The 24,606-nt window shown below is 71.6% G+C and carries 27 protein-coding genes, 1 pseudogene and 1 riboswitch; of the genes and pseudogenes, 16 read left to right on the top strand and 12 right to left on the bottom strand.

What is annotated here, in order from left to right:
- Positions 1–606: 606 nt before the first annotated feature.
- Positions 607–1,551: an NAD-dependent epimerase/dehydratase family protein gene (locus FL583_RS36620; RefSeq protein ID WP_142709499.1), complete on the bottom strand. Its 945-nt coding sequence runs from the start codon at positions 1,549–1,551 to the stop codon at positions 607–609.
- Positions 1,552–1,701: 150 nt separating this feature from the next.
- Between FL583_RS36620 and FL583_RS36615 the strand changes: the two genes are divergently transcribed.
- Complete coding sequence (locus tag FL583_RS36615) at positions 1,702–3,003, top strand: FAD-binding oxidoreductase (RefSeq protein ID WP_170324061.1); 1,302 nt, start codon at positions 1,702–1,704, stop codon at positions 3,001–3,003.
- A 37-nt stretch (positions 3,004–3,040) separates the two neighbouring features.
- A complete protein-coding gene (locus FL583_RS36610; protein ID WP_142709505.1) occupies positions 3,041–4,177 on the top strand; it encodes a cytochrome P450 in 1,137 nt (378 codons plus the stop codon).
- A 1-nt stretch (position 4,178) separates the two neighbouring features.
- Here the strand turns inward: FL583_RS36610 and FL583_RS36605 are convergent, their stop codons facing one another.
- Entirely contained in the window at positions 4,179–4,646 is a 468-nt protein-coding gene (locus tag FL583_RS36605; RefSeq protein WP_142709497.1) for a MarR family winged helix-turn-helix transcriptional regulator, read from the bottom strand.
- Between the two features lie 83 nt (positions 4,647–4,729).
- On the opposite strand from FL583_RS36605, the gene FL583_RS36600 reads away from it, so the two are divergent.
- The 4 genes from FL583_RS36600 (at position 4,730) to FL583_RS36585 (ending at position 7,093) form a co-directional block, all read left to right on the top strand.
- Positions 4,730–5,548, top strand: coding sequence for an alpha/beta fold hydrolase (locus FL583_RS36600; RefSeq protein ID WP_142709496.1), 819 nt, complete (start codon positions 4,730–4,732; stop codon positions 5,546–5,548).
- Between the two features lie 32 nt (positions 5,549–5,580).
- On the top strand, positions 5,581–6,054 hold the full coding sequence (locus tag FL583_RS36595) for a carboxymuconolactone decarboxylase family protein (RefSeq protein ID WP_142709495.1): 474 nt from the start codon (positions 5,581–5,583) through the stop codon (positions 6,052–6,054).
- Between the two features lie 8 nt (positions 6,055–6,062).
- Positions 6,063–6,698 carry an alpha/beta fold hydrolase gene (locus FL583_RS36590; RefSeq protein ID WP_142709494.1) on the top strand — a complete coding sequence of 212 codons (636 nt, stop codon included), beginning with the start codon at positions 6,063–6,065 and terminating at the stop codon, positions 6,696–6,698.
- Positions 6,699–6,808: 110 nt separating this feature from the next.
- Complete coding sequence (locus FL583_RS36585) at positions 6,809–7,093, top strand: GlsB/YeaQ/YmgE family stress response membrane protein (protein ID WP_142709493.1); 285 nt, start codon at positions 6,809–6,811, stop codon at positions 7,091–7,093.
- A 77-nt stretch (positions 7,094–7,170) separates the two neighbouring features.
- Here the strand turns inward: FL583_RS36585 and FL583_RS36580 are convergent, their stop codons facing one another.
- On the bottom strand, positions 7,171–8,085 hold the full coding sequence (locus FL583_RS36580; protein WP_142709492.1) for an SDR family oxidoreductase: 915 nt from the start codon (positions 8,083–8,085) through the stop codon (positions 7,171–7,173).
- Positions 8,086–8,205: 120 nt separating this feature from the next.
- Here FL583_RS36580 and FL583_RS36575 point away from each other — a divergent pair, with 120 nt between their 5' ends.
- Entirely contained in the window at positions 8,206–9,060 is an 855-nt protein-coding gene (locus FL583_RS36575) for a helix-turn-helix transcriptional regulator (protein WP_142709491.1), read from the top strand.
- Here FL583_RS36575 and FL583_RS36570 read toward each other — a convergent pair.
- Both FL583_RS36570 and FL583_RS36565 read right to left on the bottom strand, forming a co-directional pair.
- The gene (locus FL583_RS36570; protein WP_142709490.1) at positions 9,030–9,773 is read right to left on the bottom strand and encodes an SDR family NAD(P)-dependent oxidoreductase; all 744 of its coding nucleotides are present in this window, start codon (positions 9,771–9,773) and stop codon (positions 9,030–9,032) included. The genes FL583_RS36575 and FL583_RS36570 overlap by 31 nt on opposite strands.
- Positions 9,774–9,785: 12 nt before the next feature.
- Positions 9,786–10,592: a TIGR03620 family F420-dependent LLM class oxidoreductase gene (locus FL583_RS36565; RefSeq protein ID WP_142709489.1), complete on the bottom strand. Its 807-nt coding sequence runs from the start codon at positions 10,590–10,592 to the stop codon at positions 9,786–9,788.
- A 112-nt stretch (positions 10,593–10,704) separates the two neighbouring features.
- Between FL583_RS36565 and FL583_RS36560 the strand changes: the two genes are divergently transcribed.
- Positions 10,705–11,310 (top strand): TetR/AcrR family transcriptional regulator, encoded by a 606-nt coding sequence (locus FL583_RS36560; RefSeq protein ID WP_142709488.1) that lies wholly within the window; start codon positions 10,705–10,707, stop codon positions 11,308–11,310.
- On the opposite strand, the gene FL583_RS36555 is transcribed toward FL583_RS36560, so the two are convergent.
- Positions 11,298–12,020, bottom strand: coding sequence for a class I SAM-dependent methyltransferase (locus tag FL583_RS36555; protein WP_142709487.1), 723 nt, complete (start codon positions 12,018–12,020; stop codon positions 11,298–11,300). The two genes, FL583_RS36560 and FL583_RS36555, sit on opposite strands and share 13 nt — an antisense overlap.
- Before the next feature lie 26 nt (positions 12,021–12,046).
- On the opposite strand from FL583_RS36555, the gene FL583_RS36550 reads away from it, so the two are divergent.
- The 4 genes from FL583_RS36550 to FL583_RS36535 all read left to right on the top strand — a co-directional run bounded on the left by FL583_RS36550 (position 12,047) and on the right by FL583_RS36535 (position 14,309).
- Complete coding sequence (locus FL583_RS36550) at positions 12,047–12,625, top strand: DinB family protein (protein ID WP_142709486.1); 579 nt, start codon at positions 12,047–12,049, stop codon at positions 12,623–12,625.
- Between the two features lie 118 nt (positions 12,626–12,743).
- Complete coding sequence (locus FL583_RS36545) at positions 12,744–13,484, top strand: class I SAM-dependent methyltransferase (protein WP_142709504.1); 741 nt, start codon at positions 12,744–12,746, stop codon at positions 13,482–13,484.
- A gap of 86 nt (positions 13,485–13,570) precedes the next feature.
- Positions 13,571–13,957, top strand: a complete 387-nt coding sequence (locus tag FL583_RS36540; protein WP_170324060.1) for an alpha/beta hydrolase — start codon at positions 13,571–13,573, stop codon at positions 13,955–13,957.
- On the top strand, positions 13,929–14,309 hold the full coding sequence (locus tag FL583_RS36535; RefSeq protein WP_142709484.1) for a prolyl oligopeptidase family serine peptidase: 381 nt from the start codon (positions 13,929–13,931) through the stop codon (positions 14,307–14,309). The genes FL583_RS36540 and FL583_RS36535 overlap by 29 nt, the downstream gene beginning before the upstream one ends.
- A 47-nt stretch (positions 14,310–14,356) precedes the next feature.
- Here the strand turns inward: FL583_RS36535 and FL583_RS36530 are convergent.
- From FL583_RS36530 to FL583_RS36520, 3 genes and pseudogenes are all read right to left on the bottom strand, one after another.
- Positions 14,357–15,131, bottom strand: a pseudogene (locus tag FL583_RS36530) (IS5 family transposase); the annotation flags it as partial.
- A complete protein-coding gene (locus FL583_RS36525) occupies positions 15,127–15,264 on the bottom strand; it encodes a leucine zipper domain-containing protein (protein WP_420843231.1) in 138 nt (45 codons plus the stop codon). The gene FL583_RS36525 and the pseudogene FL583_RS36530, both read right to left, overlap by 5 nt.
- Positions 15,265–15,293: 29 nt before the next feature.
- Positions 15,294–15,962, bottom strand: coding sequence for an SDR family NAD(P)-dependent oxidoreductase (locus FL583_RS36520; RefSeq protein ID WP_142709483.1), 669 nt, complete (start codon positions 15,960–15,962; stop codon positions 15,294–15,296).
- Between the two features lie 98 nt (positions 15,963–16,060).
- Here FL583_RS36520 and FL583_RS36515 point away from each other — a divergent pair, with 98 nt between their 5' ends.
- Positions 16,061–17,074, top strand: coding sequence for an Lrp/AsnC family transcriptional regulator (locus tag FL583_RS36515; RefSeq protein WP_142709482.1), 1,014 nt, complete (start codon positions 16,061–16,063; stop codon positions 17,072–17,074).
- Here the strand turns inward: FL583_RS36515 and FL583_RS36510 are convergent.
- Positions 17,067–17,921, bottom strand: a complete 855-nt coding sequence (locus FL583_RS36510; protein WP_142709481.1) for a bifunctional 5,10-methylenetetrahydrofolate dehydrogenase/5,10-methenyltetrahydrofolate cyclohydrolase — start codon at positions 17,919–17,921, stop codon at positions 17,067–17,069. The genes FL583_RS36515 and FL583_RS36510 overlap by 8 nt on opposite strands.
- 12 nt (positions 17,922–17,933) lie before the next feature.
- Positions 17,934–18,015: riboswitch (ZMP/ZTP riboswitch) on the bottom strand.
- 119 nt (positions 18,016–18,134) lie between these two features.
- Between FL583_RS36510 and FL583_RS36505 the strand changes: the two genes are divergently transcribed.
- A complete protein-coding gene (locus FL583_RS36505) occupies positions 18,135–19,472 on the top strand; it encodes an FAD-binding oxidoreductase (RefSeq protein ID WP_142709480.1) in 1,338 nt (445 codons plus the stop codon).
- Here the strand turns inward: FL583_RS36505 and FL583_RS36500 are convergent.
- The gene (locus FL583_RS36500; RefSeq protein WP_142709479.1) at positions 19,465–21,594 is read right to left on the bottom strand and encodes an AfsR/SARP family transcriptional regulator; all 2,130 of its coding nucleotides are present in this window, start codon (positions 21,592–21,594) and stop codon (positions 19,465–19,467) included. The genes FL583_RS36505 and FL583_RS36500 overlap by 8 nt on opposite strands.
- A gap of 64 nt (positions 21,595–21,658) precedes the next feature.
- Between FL583_RS36500 and FL583_RS40600 the strand changes: the two genes are divergently transcribed.
- On the top strand, positions 21,659–22,186 hold the full coding sequence (locus tag FL583_RS40600; protein ID WP_170324058.1) for a sigma-70 family RNA polymerase sigma factor: 528 nt from the start codon (positions 21,659–21,661) through the stop codon (positions 22,184–22,186).
- A 6-nt stretch (positions 22,187–22,192) separates the two neighbouring features.
- Here the strand turns inward: FL583_RS40600 and FL583_RS36490 are convergent, their stop codons facing one another.
- Complete coding sequence (locus FL583_RS36490) at positions 22,193–23,674, bottom strand: GMC family oxidoreductase (RefSeq protein WP_142709477.1); 1,482 nt, start codon at positions 23,672–23,674, stop codon at positions 22,193–22,195.
- A gap of 72 nt (positions 23,675–23,746) precedes the next feature.
- On the opposite strand from FL583_RS36490, the gene FL583_RS36485 reads away from it, so the two are divergent.
- Positions 23,747–24,589 carry a class I SAM-dependent methyltransferase gene (locus FL583_RS36485; RefSeq protein WP_142709476.1) on the top strand — a complete coding sequence of 281 codons (843 nt, stop codon included), beginning with the start codon at positions 23,747–23,749 and terminating at the stop codon, positions 24,587–24,589.
- The last annotated feature ends 17 nt before the right edge of the window (positions 24,590–24,606 follow it).

The following is a 24,606-nucleotide window of genomic DNA, read 5'->3' as shown; positions in this document are numbered from 1 at the left end:
CTACGACAACTCGTACGACTACTGCAACGACAACTACTCGTACGACTACGACTGCCGGCCGCGTCGTCGTCACCACAAGCGTCGTCACCACAACGACTGCTGGGACTACAGCTACTGCAGCTGAGTACGTAGATAACGCAAGCGGCCCGGAGCGAATCGCTCCGGGCCGCTGCGATGTGTCGAGGGCTACCGGTCAGGCTTGCATCGCTCACGGGCTGCGGCGATCGGGCTGCGCGGCCGTGCTGGGCGGGCTGCCGTGCCGGGGTGGCTCGTGCCGCGCACGCCGCCGTGGGGCGGCTGGGCCGGGAGCGGGCCAGCCGGGGACAGGCCAGCCGGGGCAGGCCAGCCGGGGCGGGCCAGCCGGGGGCGCTGGGCCGGCCACGCCGCAGCCGGGATGGGCCCGGCCGGGCTGGGTGGGGATGCGGGTGGCGCCGCGGTGCCGGTGGGTGCGCCGGAGGTCGCGGTGGAGATGCACCGCCGCCTGCGGCGTTGGGCCGCGATTCGCATCGCAGGGGCGTCACCTGCCTCGCGGCCGCCGCCACCGGCGGCTCCGTGGGGCTCGGCGCGGCGCCGGCCTGGGGTGGCAGCGCCAAGGCGAGCGGGCGGTCAGAGGGTCAGTTCTCCGTGGAGGATGAGCCAGCGGACCGACTCCTCGACCGCCTCCATCGGCTCATAACGCGGCGCATAACCCAACCGCGTGCGCGCCTTCTCGATCGACGCGCACTGGCTCCGCACCAAATGCTCCCAACTCGTCTCGGCATGCTCCTTCGGCGTCGTCTCCTCGAATTCCGCCCAGCTCACCGACTCCAACACAGCCCGCTTCCCGAACCACGCCGCCGCCGCCTCCGCGTACCCGCGAACCGTGATCGCGCTGGGGGCCACCGCGTTGAAGTCTTCGCCCGCGGCCTCGGACCGATGCGAAACAGCGACTTCGAAAGCCTGCGCCACGTCGTCCGCATGGACGTGGTGCATCATCTCGGCGCCCAGGCCGGGGATTCGGAGCGGCTCGCCGGCGGCGAGCGTCCGCCAGACGGAGAGGTCGAGGTTCCCGAGCGGGTTGATCGGCACCCAACCGGGACCGACGATGTGGCCCGGATGCAGTGACGTGGTCACCAGGCCGCCGGAGGCGGTCTCCTCCTTCAGCATCCGCGCGATGCGGTCCTTCTCGATGCCGTACTCGCCGAACGGCGGGGTGCCGGTCTCCTCGGTGATCGGGATCCGGTGCGAAACCCCGTACCGCCAGATCGAGCCGCAGTGCACCAGGTGACCGACCTCGCCGCGGAGGCGCTCGACCAGCGCCGATGCCGACGCGAGCGTGAAACAGACCAGGTCCACGACGACGTCGGGAGCCAGACCGACGACCCGGTCGTCGAACGTGGAGTCCCGCTCCCGGTCGGCCGTGACCAGCCGGACGCTCTCCCACTCGGGCGACGAGACGTACGGCCCGCGGGTGCCGCGGCTGATCGTGATGACCTCGTGGCCGGCCCGTACCAACCGGGGGACCAGGAACGTTCCGATGTGACCGCTTCCACCGATGACAACAATCCGCATCGCCCCAGCATGCTGCGGTTTCCCCGGCCGACGCAATGCGAACAAAGTTCGCATGCCGAACTTGGTGAACTTCCGGCCGTATATCCCGTCATCGCAGGTGTGACAGTTGTTGAATATGCAACCAGACTTGAGCGGCACATCTACCGTCCAGTGGACGCCGAGTACGAAACGGCGTGCAGAACCTGGGCCCTGGCCGCCGACCTGAGGCCGGCCGCCGTGGCCTTCCCGCGCACGCCGGACGAGGCGATCGACGTCGTCCGGCAGGCCGCCGCGGACGGGCTGCGGGTGGCGCCGATCGGCACCGGCCACGGCGCCTACTCGTTCGGCGACCTCAGCGACACCGTGCTCGTCCGCACGAATCGGCTCAGCGACTACCAGATCGACCCCGGCGCCGGAACGGTGCGCGTCGGCGCGGGGGCGATCTGGGTGCCGCTGATCGACATGCTCGGCGAGTACGGGCTGGCCGTCCTGCACGGGACGGCACCGACCGGCGGGATCGTCGGTCACACGCTCGGCGGGGGCATCGGGTGGTACGGCCGGTCGAGGGGGCTGGCCGCGAACTCGGTGACCGCCGTCGAGCTGATCACCGCCGACGGGGAGCTCGTCCGGATCGACGCGAACCACGATCCGGAACTCTTCTGGGCCCTGCGGGGCGGTGGTGGCGCGAACTTCGGGCTGGTCACGGCGTTGGAGTTCACGCCGGAGCCGATCCGGACGGCCTACGCCGGAGTGCTGGTCTGGGACCTGCGCGAGGCCGAGCGGGTGCTGCCGCGGTGGGTCGAGTGGACGGCGTCGGTGCCCGACGCCGTCACCTCGATCTATCGGCAGGTCCAGTACCCGCTGGTGCCGGAGATCCCGGACCTGCTGCGCGGCCGGAAGCTCGTCGTCGTCGACGGGGCGGTGCTCGGGAGCGACGCCGAGGCCGAGGCGATCATGGCGCCGCTGCGGGAGTTGCGGCCGAAGTGGGACACGTTCCGGCGGGTTCCGGCCCGGTCGCTGTCGCGGTTGCACAACGACTCCGAGCAGCCCTCCACGGGTGGGCTCCGATCGGCGCTGCTGGGCGCTCTGCCGTCCGCGGCTCTCGATCAGCTGCTGTCGGTGACGTCCGACAGCTCGCTGGTGGTGACGGCCGAGCTGCGTCAGCTGGGCGGTGCGTTGTCGCGGCCGGCGCCCGGCGGTGGGGTGCTCAACCGGCTGGACGGCGAGTTCCTGCTGTTCGCCGGGGGTGTGGCGACGGGGCCGGAGCGTGCCCGGACGATCGCCGACCACGACCGCACGCTCGAGGCGATGGCGCCGTGGTTCGCGAACCGGAGCTACCTGAACTTCGCCCAGCAGGCGGTCGACCCGGCCACGGGCTTCGACCCCGGGGCGTGGCAGTCGCTGCTGCGGATCCGCCGGAGGGTCGATCCGTACGGCGTCTTCCGCGCCAATCACGAGATCCCGAGGGTCTAAGGAGTATGCCTGGTTTGTGACAACGCTTCCGGTTTACATGGAACGGGACGGCTTCGATCCGGTCCCCGAGCTCTTCGCCCTGCCCCGGGCGACCCGGATTCGGACGCCGTTCGGCCCGGACGCCTGGCTGGTGTCCCGGCGCGACGACGTCAAGGCGGTGCTGGCCGACACCGACCGGTTCAGCACCGCCCGCCGGCTGGGCGACTTCCCCGGATTCGAGGACCTGACCGAGGAGCAGCTCGACCGCCTGCGCGCAGGCAACCTGCTCAGCTGGGACCCGCCGGAACACACCCGGCTGCGCCGGTTCCTGACGCCGGAGTTCACGGTCCGCGCCGTGCAACGGCTCGAGCCCCGGATCCGCGCGATCGTCGACGAGCACCTCGACGCGATGGAGCGCACCGGCCCTCCGGCCGATCTGGTGACGGCCTTCGCCCTGCCGGTCCCGTCGTTGGTGATCTGCGAGCTGCTCGGCGTCCCCTATGACGATCGGGACGAATTCCAAGCGCGCACCCGTGACCTGCTGGACGTCGGAAGGCCGATGAAGGAGCGTCGTCGCGTGAGCGACGAGTCGCGGGCCTACATGGCCTCGCTCGTGGCGCGGGAGCAGCGGAAGCCCGGCGACGCGCTGCTCGGGTCGTTGATCCGGGAGCACGGCGACGAACTGTCGGCGGACGAGCTGACCGGCATCGCCGGGCTGTTGCTGATCGCCGGTCACGAGACGACCGCGAACATGCTCGGGCTGGGGACGCTCGCGCTGCTGCGCAACCCCGAGCAGCTCGCGCGGGTGCGGGACGACGATGCGGCGGTGGGGCCGGCGGTGGAGGAGCTGTTGCGCTGGCTGTCGATCGTGCACGCCGGGACGTTCCGGACGACGGTGACCGAGGTGTCGATCGGGGACGTGTCGATTCCGGCCGGGGAGCTGGTGCTGTGTTCGCTGGCCGGGGCGAACCGGTCGGGTGCCTCGGATGCGCTGGACGTCAGCCAGGGGACGGTCGGGCATCTGGCGTTCGGGTACGGGGTGCATCACTGTCTGGGGGCGCCGTTGGCGCGGGCGGAGCTGCGGATCGCGTATCCGGCGCTGCTCCGGCGGTTCCCGGGGTTGCGTGAGATCCGGGCGTCGTTCCGGGCGTCCCACGCGATCTTCAGCCTGGCCGAGTGCGAGGTCGACTGGTGAGTCAGAGGGAGCGGGCGATCCAGCCGGGGGTGTCGAAGCGGACGGGGACCGCGCCCACCAGGGCGGCCAGGTTCGCCTCCAGGGTCGCCAGCTCGGCCGCGCCGATCTGCTCGGCCCACTGGGCGCGGAGCTCGTCGAAGATCTGCTCGCCGGTGCTCATCACTTGGTGGCCCAGGTCGGTCACCTCGAGGCGCTTGCGACGGGCGTCGCGGGGGTCGGGCTCGGTCCGGACGTAACCCCGCTCCTCCAGGACCGCGATCGTCTTCGCCGCGGCCTGCTTGGTGATCGAGAGCCGACGACCGAGCTCGGACGCCGAGTCGGCGCCGGCCGCGATCGCCCGCATCGCGAAGTCGTGCACGGGCCGCACGTCGTCGAAGCCGCGCTTGCCGAGCTCGGCCGTCGCCGCGTCCACGAGCGTCCGAAACCCGCCGAGCAGGAGCAGTGCGAGATCGGCACCGGAGCGGGACATGCGTCACAGCCTAAGCTCTCGACGAAAGACAACCTGGGTGTCTATTATTTAGACATCCAGGTTGTCGATCGAAGGGAACCGCCATGATCACTCACCACCACTTCGAGGGGCTGCACTACGTCTCGGCCGGCGAAGCGGGTCCGCCGATCTTGCTGGTCCACGGGTTTCCGGAGTCCTGGTGGGCCTTCCACGAGCTGATCCCGCTGCTCGCCACCGACCACCGCGTCTTCGCCGTCGACCTGCCCGGTTTCGGAGAGTCGGCGGCTGGGTCCACCGACTCGGCCTCCGCGGCCGAGGACCTGCACCGTCTGATCGCCCATCTCGACGTCGGCCCGGTGCACCTGACCGGCCAGGACATCAGCGGCGCGACCGTGTACCGGCTGGCCGCGAACCACCCCGACGACGTCCTGAGCCTCACCGCGATCGAGATGGGCCTGGCCGGCTACGGGCTCGAAGCCCTGGCCGACGTGACCCACGGCGGCGCCTGGTACATCGGGATGCTGGCCGCGCCCGGCGTCCCGGAGATGCTGCTGCCCGGCCGCGAGCAGACGTTCCTCTCGACCCTGCTCGGTGCCGGGAAACTCGGTGCCGGGAAAGACGTCGAAGAGTTCGCCCGCGGCTACGCACGGCCCGACGGCTGGAGCGGAGCGATCGGCCTGTACCGGTCGATGCTCCGGGAGGGCGCGGAGCTCCGGGCGCTGCCCGAGCTGACCGTGCCGGTGCTGGCCGTGGGCAGCGCCGGCGGACCGTTCACCGAGGCGACGATGGCGCAGGTCGCCACCGACGTCCGATCGGTGCGGCTCGACGGGGTCGGGCACTACGTCGCTCTGGAGGCGCCGGAAGACCTCGCCCGGATCCTGCGCGAGTGGTGTCACGTCCAGCGCCCCAGCGGTGTCCTGTGAGCGTCCGAGAAAACAGATCCTAGGAGCTCGCCATGGACGCCCGACTCAACGCCTTCGCCAGCCCGCTCACCGGCAAGATCGTCAAGCACCTGGCGTCGGCCGGGCGCGTGCTGCAGGAGTCCTCCGTCCCGGAGTCGACGATGGAGCTGGTCCGCCTGCGGGCGAGCCAGATCAACGGCTGCGGCTTCTGCACCGACATGCACACCAAGGAAGCGCTGGCCGCGGGCGAGGCCGTGCAGCGTCTGCTGCTGGTGTCCGCGTGGCGCGAGGCCACGGTGTTCACCGAGGCCGAGCGCGCTGCGCTCGAGCTCGCCGAGGAAGGCACCCGCATCGCCGACGCGGCCGGCGGGGTTCCCGACGACGTGTGGGCGAACGCCGCCAAGCACTTCACCGAGGACGAACTGCTCGCGCTGGTCGCCAACATCGCGCTGATCAACGCGTTCAACCGGATGAACGTGATCATCCAGCAGCCGGCTGGTGACTACGTGGCCGGTTCCCTGGGATAACAGCAGGCATGTTCGCATTGATTCACGGCGCCGGTGACGTCGGGTGGTACTGGCACCTCGTCGAGGCCGAACTGCGGGCGACGGGCCACGAGACCGTCGCGCCCGACCTACCGTGCGAGGACGACGACGCCGGGCTGCCGGAGTACGCGGACGCGGTGGCGGCGGCGATCGGCGACCGCCGGGACACGGTCATCGTCGCCCAGTCGCTCGGCGGGTTCGTCGCGCCGCTCGTCGCCGACCGGGCCTCGGTCGGCCGGATCGTCCTGGTGGCGCCGATGATCCCGGCGCCCCGGGAAGCTCCGGCCGACTTCTGGGCCAACACCCGGTACGCCGACGAAGACCGCGAGAGCTACGACGACGTCTTCTACCAGGACGTGCCCCCGGCCCTCCGAGAGGAGGCGTGGAAGCGCGGCCGCGCGCAGTCGGAGGCCCGGATGAGCGAGCCCTCACCCCTCGCCGCCTGGCCCGACGTCCCCACCCACGTCGTGATCGGACGCGACGATCGGCTGCTACCGGTGGGCTTCCTCCGCCGGGTCGCCCGGGAGCGGCTGGGCGTCGTTCCCGACGAGCTCGACAGTGGCCACACCCCGGCGCTGAGCCAACCGGTCAAGCTGGCAGGACTACTCACTTCCTACGTGCGATAAACGCACTTTCTGTTAGATCACACCTCGTTTGGTGACCGCGTCTTCCGGGGGACTCAGTGTTCGGGTCGCCGCGGGCCACTGCGGCGGGAAGACGAAGGAAGGTACGTGCCGTGACCGTCACCGGCATCATCACCGCGCTGGTCGTGGGTCTCATCATCGGAGCTCTCGGACGCCTGGTCGTCCCGGGTAAGCAGAACATTCCGATCTGGCTCACGATCGTCATCGGCATCGTCGCCGCGCTGCTCGGTACCGCGATCGCTCGCGGCGTCGGCGTCGCGGACACCAAGGGTTTCGACTGGATCGAGCTGATCTTCCAGGTCGTTCTGGCCGCCGTCGGTGTGGCGCTGACCGCCGGCTTCTACGGTCGCCGTGGAGGCCGCACCCGCGCTCTCTGACCCAACAGACCGCCCCCGAACGGGTGGGTTGGTGAGAAAGGCCGGCCGCGTAACGCGGCCGGCCTTTCCGTATGTCGTCAGAAAGAGACCTTGGTCAGCTCCTCCGAGACCTCCCAGACCCGCGAAGCCTCCTCGGCACTCTCCAACCGCGAGTACAGCTTCTGGGCGGCCGGCGCGCCACCGAGATGGCCGAGCCCGCTCGGCCCGAAGAACGGAGCGGTGTCGGTGGTCGTCGCAGCCAGCACGGCCGGGAGCGCGGCCGACTCGACCGTGCCGAGCACGATTCCGCGCGAGGACAGCACGCGGATGATCCGCCGTCCCGCGGTGTCCCGGCTGCGGCCGACCTCGGGCCGGGCGGCGAGCAGATTCGTCGGCGCGACACCGGGGTGTGAGAGGTTGCTCGTGATGCCCCAGCCGTTGGCCCGGCTGCGCCGGTCGAGCTCCAGGCCGAACAGCCCGAACGCGATCTTCGACTGGCTGTACGCCCGGCCACCGCGGTAGGAGCGCTCCCAGTTCAGGTCGTCCCAGTTGATCGAGCCCTGGTTCGCCGCGATGCTGATCTGCGAGGTCACCCGGGCGCGTCCGGCGCGCAGCAGCGGCAGCAGGTGGGCGACCAGCGCGAAGTGACCGAGATGGTTCGTGCCGAACTGGAGCTCGAACCCGTCGGCGGTCGTCTGCCGGTCGGGTGGCGTCATCACGCCGGCGTTGTTGATCAGCAGGTGGATCGGCCGGCCCTCGTCGCGCAGCGCGTCGCCCAGTGCGGCCACGCTCTCCAGCGACGACAGGTCGAGCGCGCGCAGTGACACGTCCGCGTCCGGCGTCCGCCGGTGGATCGCGTCGATGGCGGCCTCGCCCTTGCGGGGGTTGCGCACCGGCAGGATCACCTCGGCCCCGGCCGCGGCGAGCCTCCGGGCGATGACGAGTCCGACGCCGTCGCTGCCGCCGGTGACGACGGCCCGCTGACCGGACAGATTCGGGACGGTGAGCTCCATGGTGTTGCCTCCAAGTCGTTGTGACCAGAGTCGGCCGTCGCCGGAGACGCATCTACGGCCCGGTTATCCGGGGATCGGCAGGCCGTGGCTGGGAAAACGTGCACCGGGTACAAACAGAGCGTGATCGATCGGACCGGGCTCGCCGAGTTCCTCCGGCGTCGGCGCGAGTCGCTGCAGCCCGAGGACGTCGGCCTTCCGCGTGGGCAGCGCCGCCGGACGAACGGCCTGCGCCGGGAAGAGGCGGCGGCGCTCTGCCACATGTCGACCGACTACTACGCGCGGCTCGAGCGGGAACGCGGGCCGCACCCGTCCGAACAGATGATCGCGTCGATCGCGCAGGGGCTCCACCTCTCGCTGGACGAGCGTGACCACCTGTTCCGGCTGGCCGGGCACACCCCGCCGGCCCGGGGTCCGGCCGGTGACTACATCAGCCCGGGCCTGCTGCGGGTGTTCGACCGGCTGGCCGACACGCCGGCCGAGATCGTCACCGAGCTCGGCGAGACGCTGCGCCAGACGCCGCTCGGCGTCGCGCTGACCGGCGACACGACCCGGTACACCGGGCCGGCCCGCAGCCTCGGCTACCGGTGGTTCACCGACCCCGAGACCCGGGCCAGATATGCCCGCGAGGAGCACGAGTTCCTCTCCCGGATGTTCGCCTCCGGCCTGCGTCAGATCGCGACGCTGCGCGGCCCGGACTCCCGGGCCGCGCGCTACGTCGCCCTGCTGCTGGCCGAGAGCGAGGACTTCCGCCGGGTCTGGGACCAGCACGAAGTCGGGATCCGTCCCAACGAGACCAAGCGGTTCGTGCACCCCGAGGTCGGTGACCTCGAGCTGACCTGCCAGCACCTGGTCGACCCCGACCAGTCGCACAACCTGCTCGTCTACACCGCGATCCCGGGCAGCGAGAGCTACGACAAGCTGCAGCTGCTCTCGGTGATCCGGAGTCAGACCTGGCTGGCGCCACCGTCGACGTAGATCTCGGCGCCGGTCATGTACGTGCTCGCGCCGGAGGCCAGGAACACGACCGCGTCGGCGATCTCCTCCGGCCGGCCGAGCCGGTTCATCGGCACGCCCGAGGCCAGGCCCTTGAGCAGCTGCTCGGCGCCCTCCGGGTCGGGCGCCAGCCCGCGCAGCCCCGGGGTGGCGATCGGGCCGGGCGCGATGCTGTTGACCCGGATGTCCCGTCCGACCAGCTCGGCCGCCCAGCTGCGGGTGAACGACCGCAGCGCCGCCTTGCTGGCCGCGTAGACGCTGAACGAGGCCGCGCCCTTGGTGTCGATGTTCGAGCTGGTCAGGATGATCGAACCGCCCCGCCGGAACAGCGGGAGCGCCTTCTGGACGGTGAAGATCGTCCCGCCGACGTTGGTGTTGAACGTGTCGGCGTAGTGCTCCCAGGTGATCTCCTCGAGCGCGGCGAACTCGCCCCCGCCGGCGTTGGCGAACAGCACGTCGAGCCCGCGGTCGCCGATCGTCGCGACCACCCGGTCGAGGTCGTCGAGGTTGCTGACGTCGGCGCGGATGCCGGTCGCGGTGACGCCGATGCTCGCGACCGCGGCGTCGAGGGCGTCCTGGCGGCGTCCGGTGAGGTACACGTGCGCGCCCTCGTCGGCCAACCGGCGGGCGGCCGCGAGGCCGATCCCCGCGGTGGCGCCGGTGACGAGAGCGGTCTTGCCGTCGAGCTGTCCCATGATCGTTTCTCCTCAGTTGAAGGCGGCGGCGATGCCGCGGGATGAGTCCAGGGCCGTCAGCACGTGGAGAGCCACGTGGTCGGCCCCGGCGTCGTGGTGCGCCCGGACCCGCCGGACCACGTCGTCGGTAGTGCCGTGGACGACCAGCGCGTCGATCAGCCGGTCGCTGCCGCCCGGCACCAGGTCGTCGTCGTCGAAGCCGAGCCGACGCAGGTTGGCCCGGTAGGTCGGGAAGCCGATGAACGCGCCGATCCCGGCGCGGGCCGTCGCGCGGGCCCGGTCCGGGTCCTGGTCGAGCACTACGGCCTGGTGGGGAGCCAGGAACGGCGCCTCGCCGACGCGCTGCCGCTCGGCCGCGACGTATTCCGGCGTCACCAGGAACGGATGCCAGCCGGCCGTCCGCCGGACCGCGAGGTCGACCATCCGCGGGCCGAGGGCCCCGAGCAGGAGCCGGTCGGCCGGGATCGCGACCTCGTCGAGGTAGGCCGACATCGACGCGATCGGGCTTCCGTAGTCCCGCCCGCGGGCGGTCGCCCCCGCGGGGCTCCCGATCCCGAGCCCGACGGTCAGGCGAGGTTCGTCCAGCTCGCTGAGCTCCTGGGCGCTCTGCGCCCAGATGTTGAGAACGCCGGTCACCACCTGGCTGTCCGGCGCCGCTTCCAGCACTTTCCGGACGTCGTCCAGCGCGCCGCCGCCGTCGAGGCCCGGTACCCAGAGCGTGTTCCAGCCGGCGTCGAGCGCTTCGGCGACGGCGTCGGGCCCGGACCTGCCGCGGAAGCGCATGTCCCAGATCCCCACCGGGCCCAGCTGCGGTTTCATGACCCCTCTTTTCTGTACCGCTCGGTATGTAATTGGAACCGTAGCAGGGCCCGGCGCATTTCTGTACCGCTCGGTATGATGAAGTGGATCACGTCGAGGGAGGTGCGTCCGGATGGCGCAGAAGACGCGGGAGCGCGGCCGGCCGCGCGGATTCGACGCGGACGCCGCGCTCGACCGGGCGGTCGAGGTGTTCTGGCGGCACGGCTACGAGGGCACCTCGCTCACCGACCTCACCGAGGCGATGGGCATCAACCGCCCGAGCCTCTACGCCGCCTACGGCAACAAGGACGAGCTGTTCCGGCGGGTCGTGGCCCGCTACGCCGACATCGACATGGCCTACGCGCGCGAGGCGCTCGCGCAGCCGACCGCGCACGCGGTGATCGAGACGTTCTGGCGCGCGAACGTCGACGCGCTCACCCGTCCCGACCGGCCGGCCGGGTGCCTCTCGATCCAGGGCGGGCTCGCGACCGGCAGCGACGACGGCCACGTGGCCGAGTTCCTGGCCGCCAGCAGGCGCACCGGCGAGGCCGCGCTCGCCGAGCGGCTCGGCCGCGCGGTGGCCGAGGGCGATCTGCCGGCCGGAACCGACCCGGTCGCGCTCGCGCGCTACGTGATGGTGGTCAGTGAGGGCAACGCGGTCCACGCGACCGCCGGTGCCGACCGAGCGGCTCTCAACGCGGTGGTGGACGTCGCCCTGCGCGCGATTCAGGGTCTCTGAGCGATGAACACCCATTCGAGCCCGGGGCGATCCGGGGCGTCCCGGACGTCGAGAAGTGCGTAGCCGTGCGCCCGGAGGGCGCTCTCGATCTCGTGGCGGGGGCGGAAGCGGAGCGTGGAGTGGGACGTCAGGACCGCGCTGTCGGGGAAGACCCACGACGTGCGGAACGTGAGCAGCGGGCGGGCGTAGTCGACGACCTCGGTCCAGGTGCGGACCGGGCCGATGCCCTCGACCTCGACCGTCCGGTCGGTGAGCTCGGGGATCCAGAGGTCCCAGGCGCGCATGCCCGGGTCGCGGGTCTCGAACACGAGGTGGCCGCCGGGGCGCAGTAACCGGCGGACGCCGGCCAGGGTCTTGTCCCACTTGTTCGGGTCGATGATCGCCTGGGCGACGTTGCCGGTCATCGTGGCCAGGTCGTAGCCGCTGCTGGGGACGTCCCGGATCTCGCCGCGGATCCAGTTGACGTGCTGGCCGCCCGGGCGGTTGCGGGCGTAGTTGATCGAGCCCGGGGCCGGGTCCATGCCGGTCACGTTCTTGCCCGCGGCGGCCAGGCGGGTGGCGAACACGCCGGTGCCGCAGCCGACGTCGAGGATCTTGTCCGCGCCGAGCTCGGCGACGAGTGCCTCGTACACGTCGAGGTCGGGACGGTCGCCTTCGAGCGCGTCGTAGACGGCGACCAGCCGGGGGTGGTCGAAGATCGGATCCGGCATGGATTGATGCTGGCATGCTCGTCGGGATGACGCCCTATGACCCGAAGGCCGATTTGCAGCGGTACCTGCAGGAGGCGCGCGATGCGCTGGTCGGGAAGCTCGACGGGCTGTCCGAGTACGACCTCCGGCGGCCGCTGGTGCCGACCGGCACCAACCTTCTGGGGTTGGTGAAGCACGCCGCCGGGGTGGAGGCGGGCTACTTCGGCGAGACGTTCGACCGGCCGTTCCCGGAGCCGATGCCGTGGTTCGACGACGACGCCGAGCCCAACGCCGACCTGTGGGCGACGGCCGACGAGTCGCCGGTGTCGATCGTCGGGCTGTACCGGCGGGTGTGGGCGCACGCGGACGCGACGATCGCGGCGCTCGACCTGGACGCGGCCGGGCGGGTGCCCTGGTGGAACCGTCCGGACGTGTCGCTGCACCAGATCCTGGTGCACGTCATCGCGGACCTGCATCGGCACGCCGGTCACGCGGACATCGTCCGCGAGCTGATCGACGGCTCGGTCGGGATGCGGAGCGAGGGCGACAACCTGCCGGACGTCGATCGGGAGTGGTGGGCCGGGTACCGGGCGCGGCTGGAGGACGTGGCGCGGTCCTTCCGTTGATTCCCGGCGGAATCGGCTGAAAGGGGGATCGGTTTCTCTCCGGTCACATCCACACACTGGAGGGAGCGGGGCGGGGGTGGTTGTCGTGCAGCTCGATGAATTCGGCGGCGCCAATACGATGTCCGACGTGGATCAACGTCTCAGTTCCTCGTTCGGGACCGTGGCGGCCGCGTACGCCGAGCACCGGCCGGACTACGCGCGGGACGCGGTGCGGTGGGCGTTGGCGCCGGCGCCCGGCCGGCGGGTGCTCGACCTCGGCGCCGGCACCGGGAAGTTGACCACGGTGCTGGCGTCGGTGGGCGCCGAGGTCGTCGCGGTCGAGCCGGATCCGGCGATGCTGGCCGAACTGCGGCTGCCGGGCGTGCGGACGCTGGCCGGGAGCGCGGAGCGGATACCGCTGCCGGACGGGTCGGTGGACGCGGTGCTGGCCGGGCACTCGATGCACTGGTTCGACCTGGCGGTCGCCGGGCCGGAGATCGCGCGGGTGCTCGCGCCCGGTGGGGTGCTGGCCGGGTTGTGGAACGTGTACGACGACCGGGTCGGGTGGGTGGCTTCGCTGGCGCGAGTCGGGGGGCCGGCGGCGGTCGGGGCCCGGGATCTGCTCAGTAGCTGGCGGGCGTCGACGGTCGGGTTGCGGCCGCCGGGGTTCTCCGAGGGCGAGCAGGCCGAGTTCACGCACGGGCAGGTGCGGACGGCGGAGTCGTTGGTGGCGGGGTTGGCTACGCGGGCGGGGGTGGTGGTGATGCCGGCTTCGGAGCGCGAAGCCACGCTGGCCCGGATCCGGTCCTTTCTGAGCGCGATGCCGGGGGAGTTCACGCTTCCGATGCGCACTGGGGTGCTCCGGTTGCGGAGGGCCTGACCTCCCGGGGCTCTCGGGTCGACAATGGACGGCATGCGGGCCTCGGGGCGTCTGGTCGCGTCCACGGCGGTGTTGGCGCTGGCCGCGTGCGCTACTTACCGGCCGGCGGCCGCGCCGCGCCGCTGGTCGTCTGGATCCACGGCGGCGGCTGGCGCACCGGCGACAAGAGCGGCCTCAACCTCCGCTACGACCCCTCGGTCGAGCCGCGCAAGCCCGCCACCTGCAACGGCGTCGTCCAGGTCCAGTCGCCGGACGTCTCCGCGCTCAACTCCGCGGGCTACGCGGTGGCGGCGATCAACTACCGGCTCGACCACGACCCGGTGACCGCGGTGCGGGACGCCAAGGCCGCGGTGCGTTTCCTGCGTTCGAACGCGGCGCGCTATCACCTGGACCCGGGCCGCTTCGGGGTCTGGGGCGACTCGGCCGGGGGGATACTCGGCGATCATGGTCGGCCTCACCGGCGGGGTTCGTAGCGTGTACAACGCGCCGTCGCTCGGGAACGCCGGCGTCTCGGCCGGGGTGCGGGCCGTCGTCGACTGGTTCGGCCCGACCGACTTCTCGAGCATTCCTGGCCGCCACGACCGGCCCGAGACCCCCTTCACGTACGTCGAGCCCGGCCGGACCTACCCGGCGTTCTCGATCGCCAACGGCAGCGTGGATTGCGTCGTCCCGGTGTGGCAGTCTCAGCGGCTGGCGAGTGCGCTCACGAAGGTGGGTGCGAGCGTGACGCTCACGGTTCTGCCGGGCGCCCGGCACGAGGATCCGGCGTTCATGCGCACCCAACTCACCCCGACCACCGCGTTCCTCGACCGGGTGCTGAAATAGCGCCTGGCGCGACGACGAGCACGGCTAGCGCCTGTTTGATTTGCTGTTCAGCGCAGCCATTCGTTGATCGCGGCGATCAGCAGGGTGGTCAGGTAGCGGACGGCGAGTTTGTCGTAGCGAGTGGCCACGCCGCGGTAACGCTTGAGGCGGTTGATCCCGCATTCCACGGCGTGGCGCTGCTTGTACGTTTCGGGATCGAACGCCGGTGATCGCCCTCCGTGGCGGCCGCGGCGTTTGCGGTGGCTGATCCGGTCGGCTGGTTCGGGGATGGTGGCGCGGATCCCGCGTCGGCGCAGGTGTCTGCGGTTGGCGCGGGATCCGTAGGCTTTGTCGGCCAGGACCCGCGCCGGTCGGTTTCGTGGTCTGCCGGCCCGGCCGGTGACGCGGATGGCGTCGAGGACGGCTGGAACTGCGGGGCGTCGCCAGCTTGCCCAGCGGTGATCAGCAACGCTAGCGGGCGTTGTCCGGCCTCGGCCGCGAGGTAAATTTTGGTGCTCAGCCCGCCGCGTGACCGTCCCAGTCCGTGGTCGTTGGGCTCTGCGGTGCACCCTCCAGGCGGTTTTTTCTGTTCGTTCCCCTTTTACGCGCCCCTGCGGCGTGCTGGTGGGCCCGGACGACGGTCGAGTCCACCGACACATCCCAGGTGATCAATCCCCGCGCCTGCGCCTGGGACTGCAGATCGAACACGATCTGCGCCCACGTCCCGTCGCGCTGCCAGCCCCGGAACAGTCCGTAGGCGGTCCAGGGTCCGTAACGTTCGGGCAGGTCCCGCCACGGCGCGCCGGTCCGAATCCGCCAGCCGGTGACAGGATCGAGTTCACGCAGGTAGGGCGGCTTGATTCCCGTGCCGCGATCGCGCGGGCTTCGGTTTGTGGTGGGTCCGGGTCGGGCTGGAGTGCGGCCGGGAGGACCGGTCGTGCAGGCCGGCGTCGCCTTCGGCGCGGTGGCGGGACACCAACCTCACGGCCGAGTACAGCTAGCGCCTCACCAGGGCACGGTCGTGCCGCGGAAGTCCAGGTACTCGAGGCCCGGGGTTCCTCGCTTGGCGAGGAGGACGTCGACGATCCTGGGGACGTTCTCCTCGATCGTGAACGGGGCGTCCGGGCCGCCGAGCGCGGTGCGGATCCACCCCGGCGCCATCAGCAGCAGCGCGCGCTTCGGCTGCCGGGCCGCGTAGCTGCGCAGGAACATGTTCAGCGCGGCCTTGCTGCCCCGATACAACTCGCGCAGACCTTTCGTGTTGTTCGTGATGCTGCCCTGCCCGGACGACATCGCGCCGATCAGGCCGTCGGGCGCGACGAGATCGTCCAGCCCCTCGATGACCCGCATCGGGCTGAGCGCGTTCGTCACCATCACCCCGATGAAGTCCTCGGTGCTGACCTCGCCGATCGGCGTCTGCTCGTCGACCGCCGTTCCGGCGTTCACGAACAGCAGGTCCAGGTCGGGTAGCCGGTCGTGCAGCGCGGCGATCTGCGCCGGCTCGTTGATGTCGAGCTGCTCGACGGTGACCCGCCCGCCGAGGTCGTGCAGCGCCGTGTGCTTCGACGGATCCCGGACCGTGCCGATCACGTTCCAGCCGCGGTCGGCCAACTCGGCGGCGATCGCGTGACCGAGCCCGCGGGACGCGCCGACGATCAGAGCAGTGGATGACACCTGGCGTCATCTCCCTTCCGTGGTTCGCTCCCAGTGTTTCCTCGCCCGACCGCGCGAGGCAGACTGGATGAAGCAATGCCCGGAAAGAGGAGCACCTGATGTCGGTTTCCCTCGAAATCGAAGCCGACGACGTGCGAATCATCCGTGCTCTGCAGATCGACCCGCGGGCCTCGTTCGCGGTGATCGGGGCCGCGCTCGGCCTTCCCGAGAGCGCGGTCGGCCGCCGCTACCGCCGGATGCGCGGCGACGGCGTCATCCGCGTCGCCGGGATCGTCGATCCCGGCGCGCTGGGGCAGAGCAAGTGGCTGGTCCGGCTGCGCTGCCGTCCCGGCAGCGTCACCGCGATCGCCGACGCGCTCGCGAAGCGCGACGACGTCAGCTGGGTGGCGTTGACCGCGGCGGGTTCCGAGATCACCTGTGCCGTCCGGTCGCGGACGCCCGAGCAGCGCGACGATCTGCTCGGGCAGCGGCTGCCCCGCACCGCCGCCGTCCTCGACATCAACGCGGCCGCGATGCTGCGCCAGTTCGTCGGGGGACGCGGCCACTACTGGGCGGCGCTGAACGGGGTCCTCACCGAGAAGGAAGAGGAGGCGCTCGGCCGCGACGGGAACCCGTTCGAAGAATCGCCGGTGGTGGCGAGAGACCCGCTGACGCTGAGCCGGGCCGACGAGAAGCTGCTGGCCGCGCTGGCCATCGACGGCCGGGCCAGCCTGGTGGAGCTCGCGGCGGCGGCCGGCCTCACGCCCGGCCGGGTGTCCCGCCGTCTCGAGACACTCGTCGCGCGGAAGGTCGTGCACGTCGACGTCGAGATCGCGGCCACCGCGCTGGGGTACCACGCGCGGGCGGCGCTGTGGCTGCGCGTGCACCCGTCCGCGGTGAAGAGCGTCGGGCGGGCGCTGGCCGAGCAGCCCGAGGTCGCGTTCGCCAGCGCGGTGTCCGGTCCGTACAACATCCACGCGGTCGCGGGCTGCCGGGACCTCGACGAGCTGTTCGAGTTCACGTCCGACCGGATCGGGTCGCTGTCCGGCCTGCAGAGCATGGAGGTCTCGCCGATCCACCAGCAGCTCAAGCAGGCCGGAACGCGATTGGCCGGCGAACGGCTGGTCAGCTGAGCGTCTCGGCGGCCTGCACGGCGTTGCGGAACAGCATCGCGACCGTCGTCGGGCCCACGCCGCCGACCCGCGGCGTGATCGCGCCCGCGACCTCCGCGCACGACTCGTCGACGTCCGGCAGCAGCCGCCGTCCCTCGTAGCGGACCCCAGCGCCGATCACCACCGCGCCCGGTTTGACGTGCGAAGGCTGCAGGATGCCGGGGACGCCCGCGGCCGCGACCACGATGTCGGCCCGCTGGGTGTAGCGCTGCCAGTCCGGTACCCCGGTGTGGACGACGGTCACCGCGGCGTTCGCGGTCGGACGCTTCTGGGAGAGCAGGATCGCCAGCGGGCGGCCGAGCGTCGCGCCGCGGCCGAGGATCACGACCTCGCGGCCGGAGACCGGGATCTCGTAGTGGGCGAGCAGGGCTTCGATGCCCGCCGGCGTGCACGGCTTGGGGCCGGCCAGCCCGAGGGAGAGACGGCCCACGTTCAGCGGGTGCATGCCGTCGACGTCCATGTCGGGGTTGACGGTGAGCAGGGCGGCGTCGTAATCGAGGTGGGCCGGGACCGGGTACTGGATCAGCAGCCCGTGCACGTCCGGATCGTCGTTGAACGACGCGATGGCCGCCTCGAGATCGGCCTGCTTGGCGTCGTCCGGAAGGTGCTTGTGCGGTGAGGCGAAGCCGAGCTCGGCGGCCTGCCGTTGCTTGATGCGGATGTACCCGGCGCTGGCGTCGTCGCTGCCGACGAGGATCGTCGCGAGCGAGGGCACGACGCCGCGCTCGCGCAGGCGAGCCACCCGCTCGGAGACATCAGCCAAGACCGACGAGGCAACCGGAGCACCGGGGAGAAGACGAGCGGACATGGAACTCCCTCAGCGCGGGGCCCAGGCGGTCGACTCCCGCGACGAGGCTCCCCGATGGTTTCCCATCCCCGTGCCGCCAGTCGCTCCGTCCGCCAGTTTAGGCCGGACCGGACGCGAGATCTGGTTGCGCGTTGAACTTTGGGTCTGCCGTACCGTCGTCGCACATGTGACCCCTCTGAGCATGGAGCTGGCCCGGCGGCAGGTGAACGGGTGATGCAGAACACGTTGGATCGGCACATCTACCGCCCGGCCGACCCCGAGTACGTCGAGGCCTGCCAGACCTGGGCGCTCGCCGCCGACCTGCGCCCGGCCGCGGTCGCGTTCCCGCGGTCGCGGGCCGACGCGGCGGTGATGATCCGGCTGGCCACCTCCGAGGGCCTGCGGGTCGCCCCGCTGGGTACCGGCCACAACGCCTACCCGTTCGGCGACCTGAGCGACACGGTCCTGGTGCGCACCGAACACCTCAACAGCTACCAGGCCGACACCGCGGCCGGGATCGCCCGGGTCGGCGCGGGCGCGATCTGGGGACCGCTGGTCGACATGCTCGGCGAGCACGGGCTGGCCGCGCTGCACGGCTCGGCTCCGGACGCCGGGATCGTCGGCTACGCGCTGGGCGGCGGCGCCGGCTGGTACGGGCGGGCGCACGGGCTGGCCGCGAACACCGTGACCGCGGTCGAGCTGATCACCGCCGACGGCACCTTCGTCCGGACCGACGAGGACCACGACCCGCAGCTGTTCTGGGCCCTGCGCGGGGGCGGGGCGGGCAACTTCGGGCTGGTCACCGCGATCGAGTTCCAGCTGCACCGGTTCCGCACGGCCTACGCCGGGATGCTCGTCTGGGACCTGCGTGAGGCCGAGCGCGTCCTCCCGCGCTGGGCCGACTGGGCCCGGGACGCGCCCGACGCGGTCACCACCGCCTACCGGCAGGTCCAGTACCCGCTGGTCCCGCAGTTCCCCGAGGAGTTGCGCGGCCGCAACCTGGTGATCGTCGACGGGGCCGTGCTCGGGAACGACGCCGACGCCGAGCGCGTCCTCGCCCCGCTCCGCGCGCTGCGGCCCCGGCTCGACACGTTCCGCCGGATGCCGGCCCGGGCGCTGTCCCGGCTGCACCTCGACCCCGAGGGCCCGTCGGCCGGCGGCGTGCGGACGACGCTGCTCGGCGAGCTGCCCCCGCCCGCCGTCGACCGGCTGCTGGAGGCCTCGTCCGGCAGCTCGCTCGTCGTCACGGCCGAGCTGCGCCAGCTCGGCGGCGCGCTGGGCCGCCCGGCGCCCGGCGGCGGTGTGCTCAACCGCCTCGACGGACAGTTCCTGCTGCTCGCCGGCGGGGTGAAGGTCGGGCCGTACGCCGAGCGGACGATCTTCGACTACGACCGCACGATCGATGCGATGGAACCGTGGACCAACGGTCGCAACTACCTGAACTTCACCCAGCAGCCCGTCGACCCGTCCACCGGCTTCGACCCCGGCGCCTGGCAGTCGCTGCTCCAGATCCGCCGCCGCGTCGACCCCTCCGGGGTCTTCCGGAGCAACCATCAGATCCCGCTCATCTGACCGGCAGCGACGCCAGGACCGCTTCCAGGCGCGCCAGCGCGCCGGCCAGCGTGTCGAACTGGTCGGCCTCCCACGAACCCGGTGGGTGCTTCCCGAGGTCGTCCAGCGTCAGCACTATTTGCGGACGCTCGACCGCGAACCACTCCCGGACGGTCGCCGGATCGTCGAACGTCAGGGGGTTGACCCGGGGTTCGGGCTCGGCGGGCGGCCCGGGCTCGCCGGTGATCGTCGCGGCCGCCGCGAGCAGGCTGAACAGGTAGCAGCTGAGCAGGCGTCCGCGGGCCGCCCGGCGGGTCAGTTCGGTCTCGCCCTCCAGGCACATCTCGTACGAGAACAGCCCGACCAGGTCGTGCGCCTGGTAGCGGCCCGGGCTCGGCTGTTCGAGGAACCGGACGTCGATCAGCTCGTCGGTGATGCGCTGGGCCTCGTCCAGCGGGAGGCCGCACACGCTGGCGGTGAGCTGCAACGAGCCCTCGAAGCCGCGGTGCACGGCGGCGAGCCGGACGGCCCGCTGGGCCGGTCGGGACAGCGCGTCGTACGACCACCGCAGGGTGGCCCGCAGACCGACGTTGCGCCCGTCGACGACGCTGAGCCGGGCCGCGGTCGCGTGCAGCTGGTCGGCGATCCGGCGCGCACTGAACGACGGGGTCTTCAGCGGCCGGGCGGCGACGACGCTGAGCGCCAGCGGCAGGCCGTCGCAGTGGACGACGATCTCGTCGAGCGCCACCCGGTCGTCCGGGCTGAGCCGGGCCCGGAGCCGGCGACGCAGGATCGCGCGGGCGTCCTCGGCCGGGAGCACGCCCAGCGCCACCGGGACCGCACCCTGGGCGGTGACCAGCCCGGTCAGCCGGCTGCGGCTGGTCACCAGCGTGAGCGAACCTCGCCCGGGCGGCAGCAACGGCCGGACGTGCTCCTCGTCCCGGGCGTTGTCGACGATCAGCAGCACGCGCTTCCGGTCGAGGATGGACCGGTACAGCGCGAACCGCTCGTCGGCGTTCGGCGACACCTCGGCCGCCGGCACGCCCAGCGCGATCAGCAGCGGCACCATCGCCTCGGCGGGCGGGATCGGCCGGCCCTCCGGCCCGAATCCGCGCAGGTCGACGAAGAGCTCGCCGTCGGGGAACCGGTGCGCGTTCCCGCGCGCCCAGCGCACCGCGAGCGTCGTCTTGCCGACACCGCCCATGCCGTGCACGACGACGATCGCGGCGTCCGGACGGTCGGCCACGGCCGCGTCGATGTGCTCGATCTCCGCCGTGCGGCCGCTGAACGTCGTGAGTTCGGCCGGCACCATCGCGGGGCGGACGGTGGCCGGCACCTGCATCGGAAGATCGTCCGAGCGAAGGACGTCCAGATAGGCCTGACGGAGAGCCGGACCGGGACCGATGCCGAGATCGTCGGCCAGCCGCTGACGTAACTGCTGGATCAGGCCGAGCGCCTCGGCGCGGTGGCCGGCCGCGGTGAGGCAGCGGGAGACCGCCGCGTGCAGCAGTTCGTTCAACGGGTCGCCGGCGACGGCGGCCCGCAGGACGCGGAGCAGTTCGTACGAGGGGTCGGCCCCGGTGAACGCGGCCGCGACCTCGGCGGCCTGGATCGCCACCTGGGAGCGCTCGGCGTCGATCGCGCGGAAGCCGGTCGAGGCCTCGACCGAGCTCTCGATGTCCGCGGCGCAGGGGCCGTCCCAGAGCGCGAGCGCCTCGGTGCGCAGCACGGTGGCCCGCACCGGGTGGGTGGTCTCCCGCGCCCGGCGGACCAGCGCGCGGAAGCGCAGCAGATCGGACTCGGCCTCGTCGAGCACCAGCCGGTAGGAGTTCCCGGACCTCAGCAGCCACTGTCCGCTCGCCCGGTGCGGGAGGTCGGGCTCCAGCAGGCGGCGGATCCGGCCGACCGACCGCTGGATGACGTTCATCGCGCTGGCCGGCGGGTCGTTGCTCCAGACCGCGTCGATCAGCGTGCCGACCGAGATCGGGTGGCCGGCCCTGGCCAACAGCATCGCCAGCACGGCCTGTTCCTGGCCGGGGCCGACGGCCAGTTCCCGGCCGTCGCGGAAGAGGCGGACGGGCCCGAGCACGGTGAAGTACACATCGGGTCTGCTATCGGCCGGCACGTTGCTCAGCGTAACCATCTGCCCCAGAGCATACGGCCGAGATCGCCAGATCCCGTGTCAGTTCTCAGTCAGTCGTTACGCAGTGGACCTTTCTAGCGTCGGCCGCATGTCCATCCCTAGTACGCAGATCGACGCATTACATGCGGCGCACGCGAGTGACCTCCTGCGTTATCTGCTCAAGCTGAATCGCGGCGACCGGCAGACCGCGGAGGACATGCTGCAGGAGACGATGCTCCGGGCCTGGCAGCATTCGGACCGCCTACCGGAACACGAGAACAATCAACGCCGCTGGCTGTTTGCCGTGGCGAGGCGGCTGTTCATCGACTCGGTGCGGGCCCGGCAGGTCCGTCCTACCGAGACGCCGGTCCTCGACCTGGAACAACTCGGCCGGGCCGAGGACACGACGGATGCGGCCGTGGTCAACGACGCGATGCGGCACGCGTTTCGTCGGCTGTCACCGGCTCACCGGAGCGTTCTCGTCGATCTCCACATGCGCGGGTTGTCGGCCGAGGAGTTGGCCGCGCGGCTCTGCGTGCCGGTCGGAACGGTGAAGTCTCGTGCTCACTATGCGTTACGGGCACTGCGTGACGGCCTTGCGGCCGTCGATTGAAACGTTTTAAAAGCGGGTCGGGTCGATGAGATCGGCGGCCCGTTCGGCGATCGCCAGGACCGTGGCGTTCGTGTTCGCGCAGATCGGAGCGGGCATGACCGACGCGTCGACGACCCGCACGCCGTCGACGCCCCGGAGCCGCAATTCGCCGTCGACCACCGAGAGCGGATCGTCGCCCAGACGGCAGGTCCCCGCGGGATGGAAGAACGGGGTCGCCGAGCGCTGCAGGTAGCGGAGGCGGTCGTCGTAGGTCCGGACGTCGGGGCCGGGGAGCACCTCCTCCTTGCGCCAGTCGTCGAGCGCGGGCTGGCCCCCGATCTCGCGGGCCATCTCCAGGCCACGCACCAGCCGGTCGATGTCGTCCTTCTCGCTCAGGTACCGCGGGTTGACCAGCGGACGCTGGGTCGGATCGGCGGTGGCGAGGCGGACCGTGCCCCGGCTGAGCGGTCGCATCAGGCCGACCGCGATCGTGTAGCCGTTGATCGGTCCGGCCAGCGCCGGTGAGTGGTTCGGGACCGTGGCGGCGACCATCAGGACGTCGCTGCTGGGCGGCCGGACCACGAACGTCTGGGGCTCCTGCTGCGGGCCCGTGCTCTGGTAGACCACGCCCGACAGCACGTGGTCGAAGAGATTGCCGCCGACCTGCGGAGCGTCCACCAGAACGGAGACGCCGCGCTCGCGGAGGTGGTCGGCCGGACCGATGCCCGACGCCATCAGCAGGTGCGGGGAGCCGATCGCTCCGGCGGCCACCACGACCTCGATCCGCGCGGTGAAGGTCTGCGGGCCGTCGGCCGTCTGGACCAGGACGCCGGTGCACTGGCGGTAGGCGAACTGGAGCCAGCGGACCGTCGCGTCGGTCAGGACCGTCAGGTTCGTCCGGCCGCGGGCCGGACCGAGGTAGGCGTCGGCGGCGCTCTGCCGGACGCCGGCCACGACGTTGTGCTCGTTCCAGCCGACGCCGTCGGGCTGGGCGCCGTTGAGGTCGTCGGTGGACGGATAGCCGGCGTCGAGCGCGGCCTGGTGGAGGGCGTCGCCGAGGTCGGTGCGCAGCGGGAGCTTCTCGACCTGCATCGGTCCGTCCGTGCCGCGCAGTCCCGGGTTTCCGACCGCGGTCTCGCTGCGGCGGAAGTACGGGAGCAGGGTGGCGTGGTCCCAGCCGCGGGCGAACGAGGCCCAGGCGTCATAGTCGGCCGGGCGGCCGCGGACGTGCATCGTGCCGTTGGTGGTGCTGGAGCCGCCGAGGATCTTGCCCTGCGAGAGCAGGAGTCTGGTGTCGGCCAGGCCGGGCTGGGGTTCGGTCCAATGGCACCAGTCGATCGCCGAGCCGGCCAGCGTGGGCCAGAGATACCAGGTTCTGATGGCCGGTGGGCCGGTGGGTCTACCGGCCTCGACGAGCAGGACTTCGTTGGCGGGGTTCTCCGAGAGGCGGGCGGCCAGTACGCACCCGGCGGTGCCGGCGCCGACGATGATGTAGTCGAATTCGGGCATGGGGTCCCCCGCGGTCGGATAGGTCGTCCGTAGGAACTCGACGGGCTCGCGGGCCGGAAGTTCAATGGGGTCGTGGCAGAGTCGCTTCGCGCTAGCCGGACCGCGGTGCAGGTGTGTCAGGGGCGGGCCGCGTCCTCCGTTCTCGACGACCCGACGGCCTGGGAGTTGCTGCGTCCGTCCGAGCGGGAGCCGGTGAGGTGGGTTCGCGAGGGTTCCGTGCCGTCCGCGTGGCGGGAGCGGGTCGAGTACGAGACCGTGCGGGCGACGGCCGAGTTGATGGCACCGCGGACGGTCGCGATCGATCGGGCGGTGGTGGAATGTTCGGCGCCTCAGGTGGTGATTCTGGGGGCCGGGTTGGACGGGCGGGCCTGGCGGTTGGTCTCAGACCGGACCGTGTTCGAGGTGGACCAGCCGGCGAGCCAGGCGGACAAGAAGTCGCGGGCCGTTTCTCTGGGGCCGGGGCCGTCGTACGTGCCGGTGGATTTTCGGACGGACCGGTTGTCGTCGGTCCTGGCGGAGGCCGGGTTGTCGTCGGAGTTGGCGACGGTGTGGGTGTGGGAGGGCGTCGTGCCCTACCTGACCTCGGCCGAGGTCGCGGCGACGGCGGCCGAGGTCGCGAGGTGTTCGGCGCCGGGGTCGCGGCTGGTGGTGAACTTCCAGACGCCGGGACGGGGTCTGGCGCTGGGACGATTCGTGTCCCGGCTGCTGTCGTGGTCGGCGGGGCGGGCGAGCGTCTGGCGCGACGAGCCGTGGCGGTCGACCTGGACGGTGCCGGAGATGGCGGCGCTGTTGCGGCGGAACGGGTTCGGGGAGATCCGGGAGGTCGACCTGGGTGCGGTGGCGGAGGAGTTGGGGGTCGTGATTCGCCGGCCGGCGTCGATGCGGCACGGCCGGGTCGTGGTCGCCGATCTTTAGCCTGGCCCTGGGGGTCC

The sequence above is a fragment of the Cryptosporangium phraense genome (genome assembly GCF_006912135.1).
Taxonomy (GTDB): domain Bacteria; phylum Actinomycetota; class Actinomycetes; order Mycobacteriales; family Cryptosporangiaceae; genus Cryptosporangium; species Cryptosporangium phraense.
Note: the sequence above shows the minus strand (reverse complement) of the source record. Positions and strands in the feature narration are given on the sequence as shown.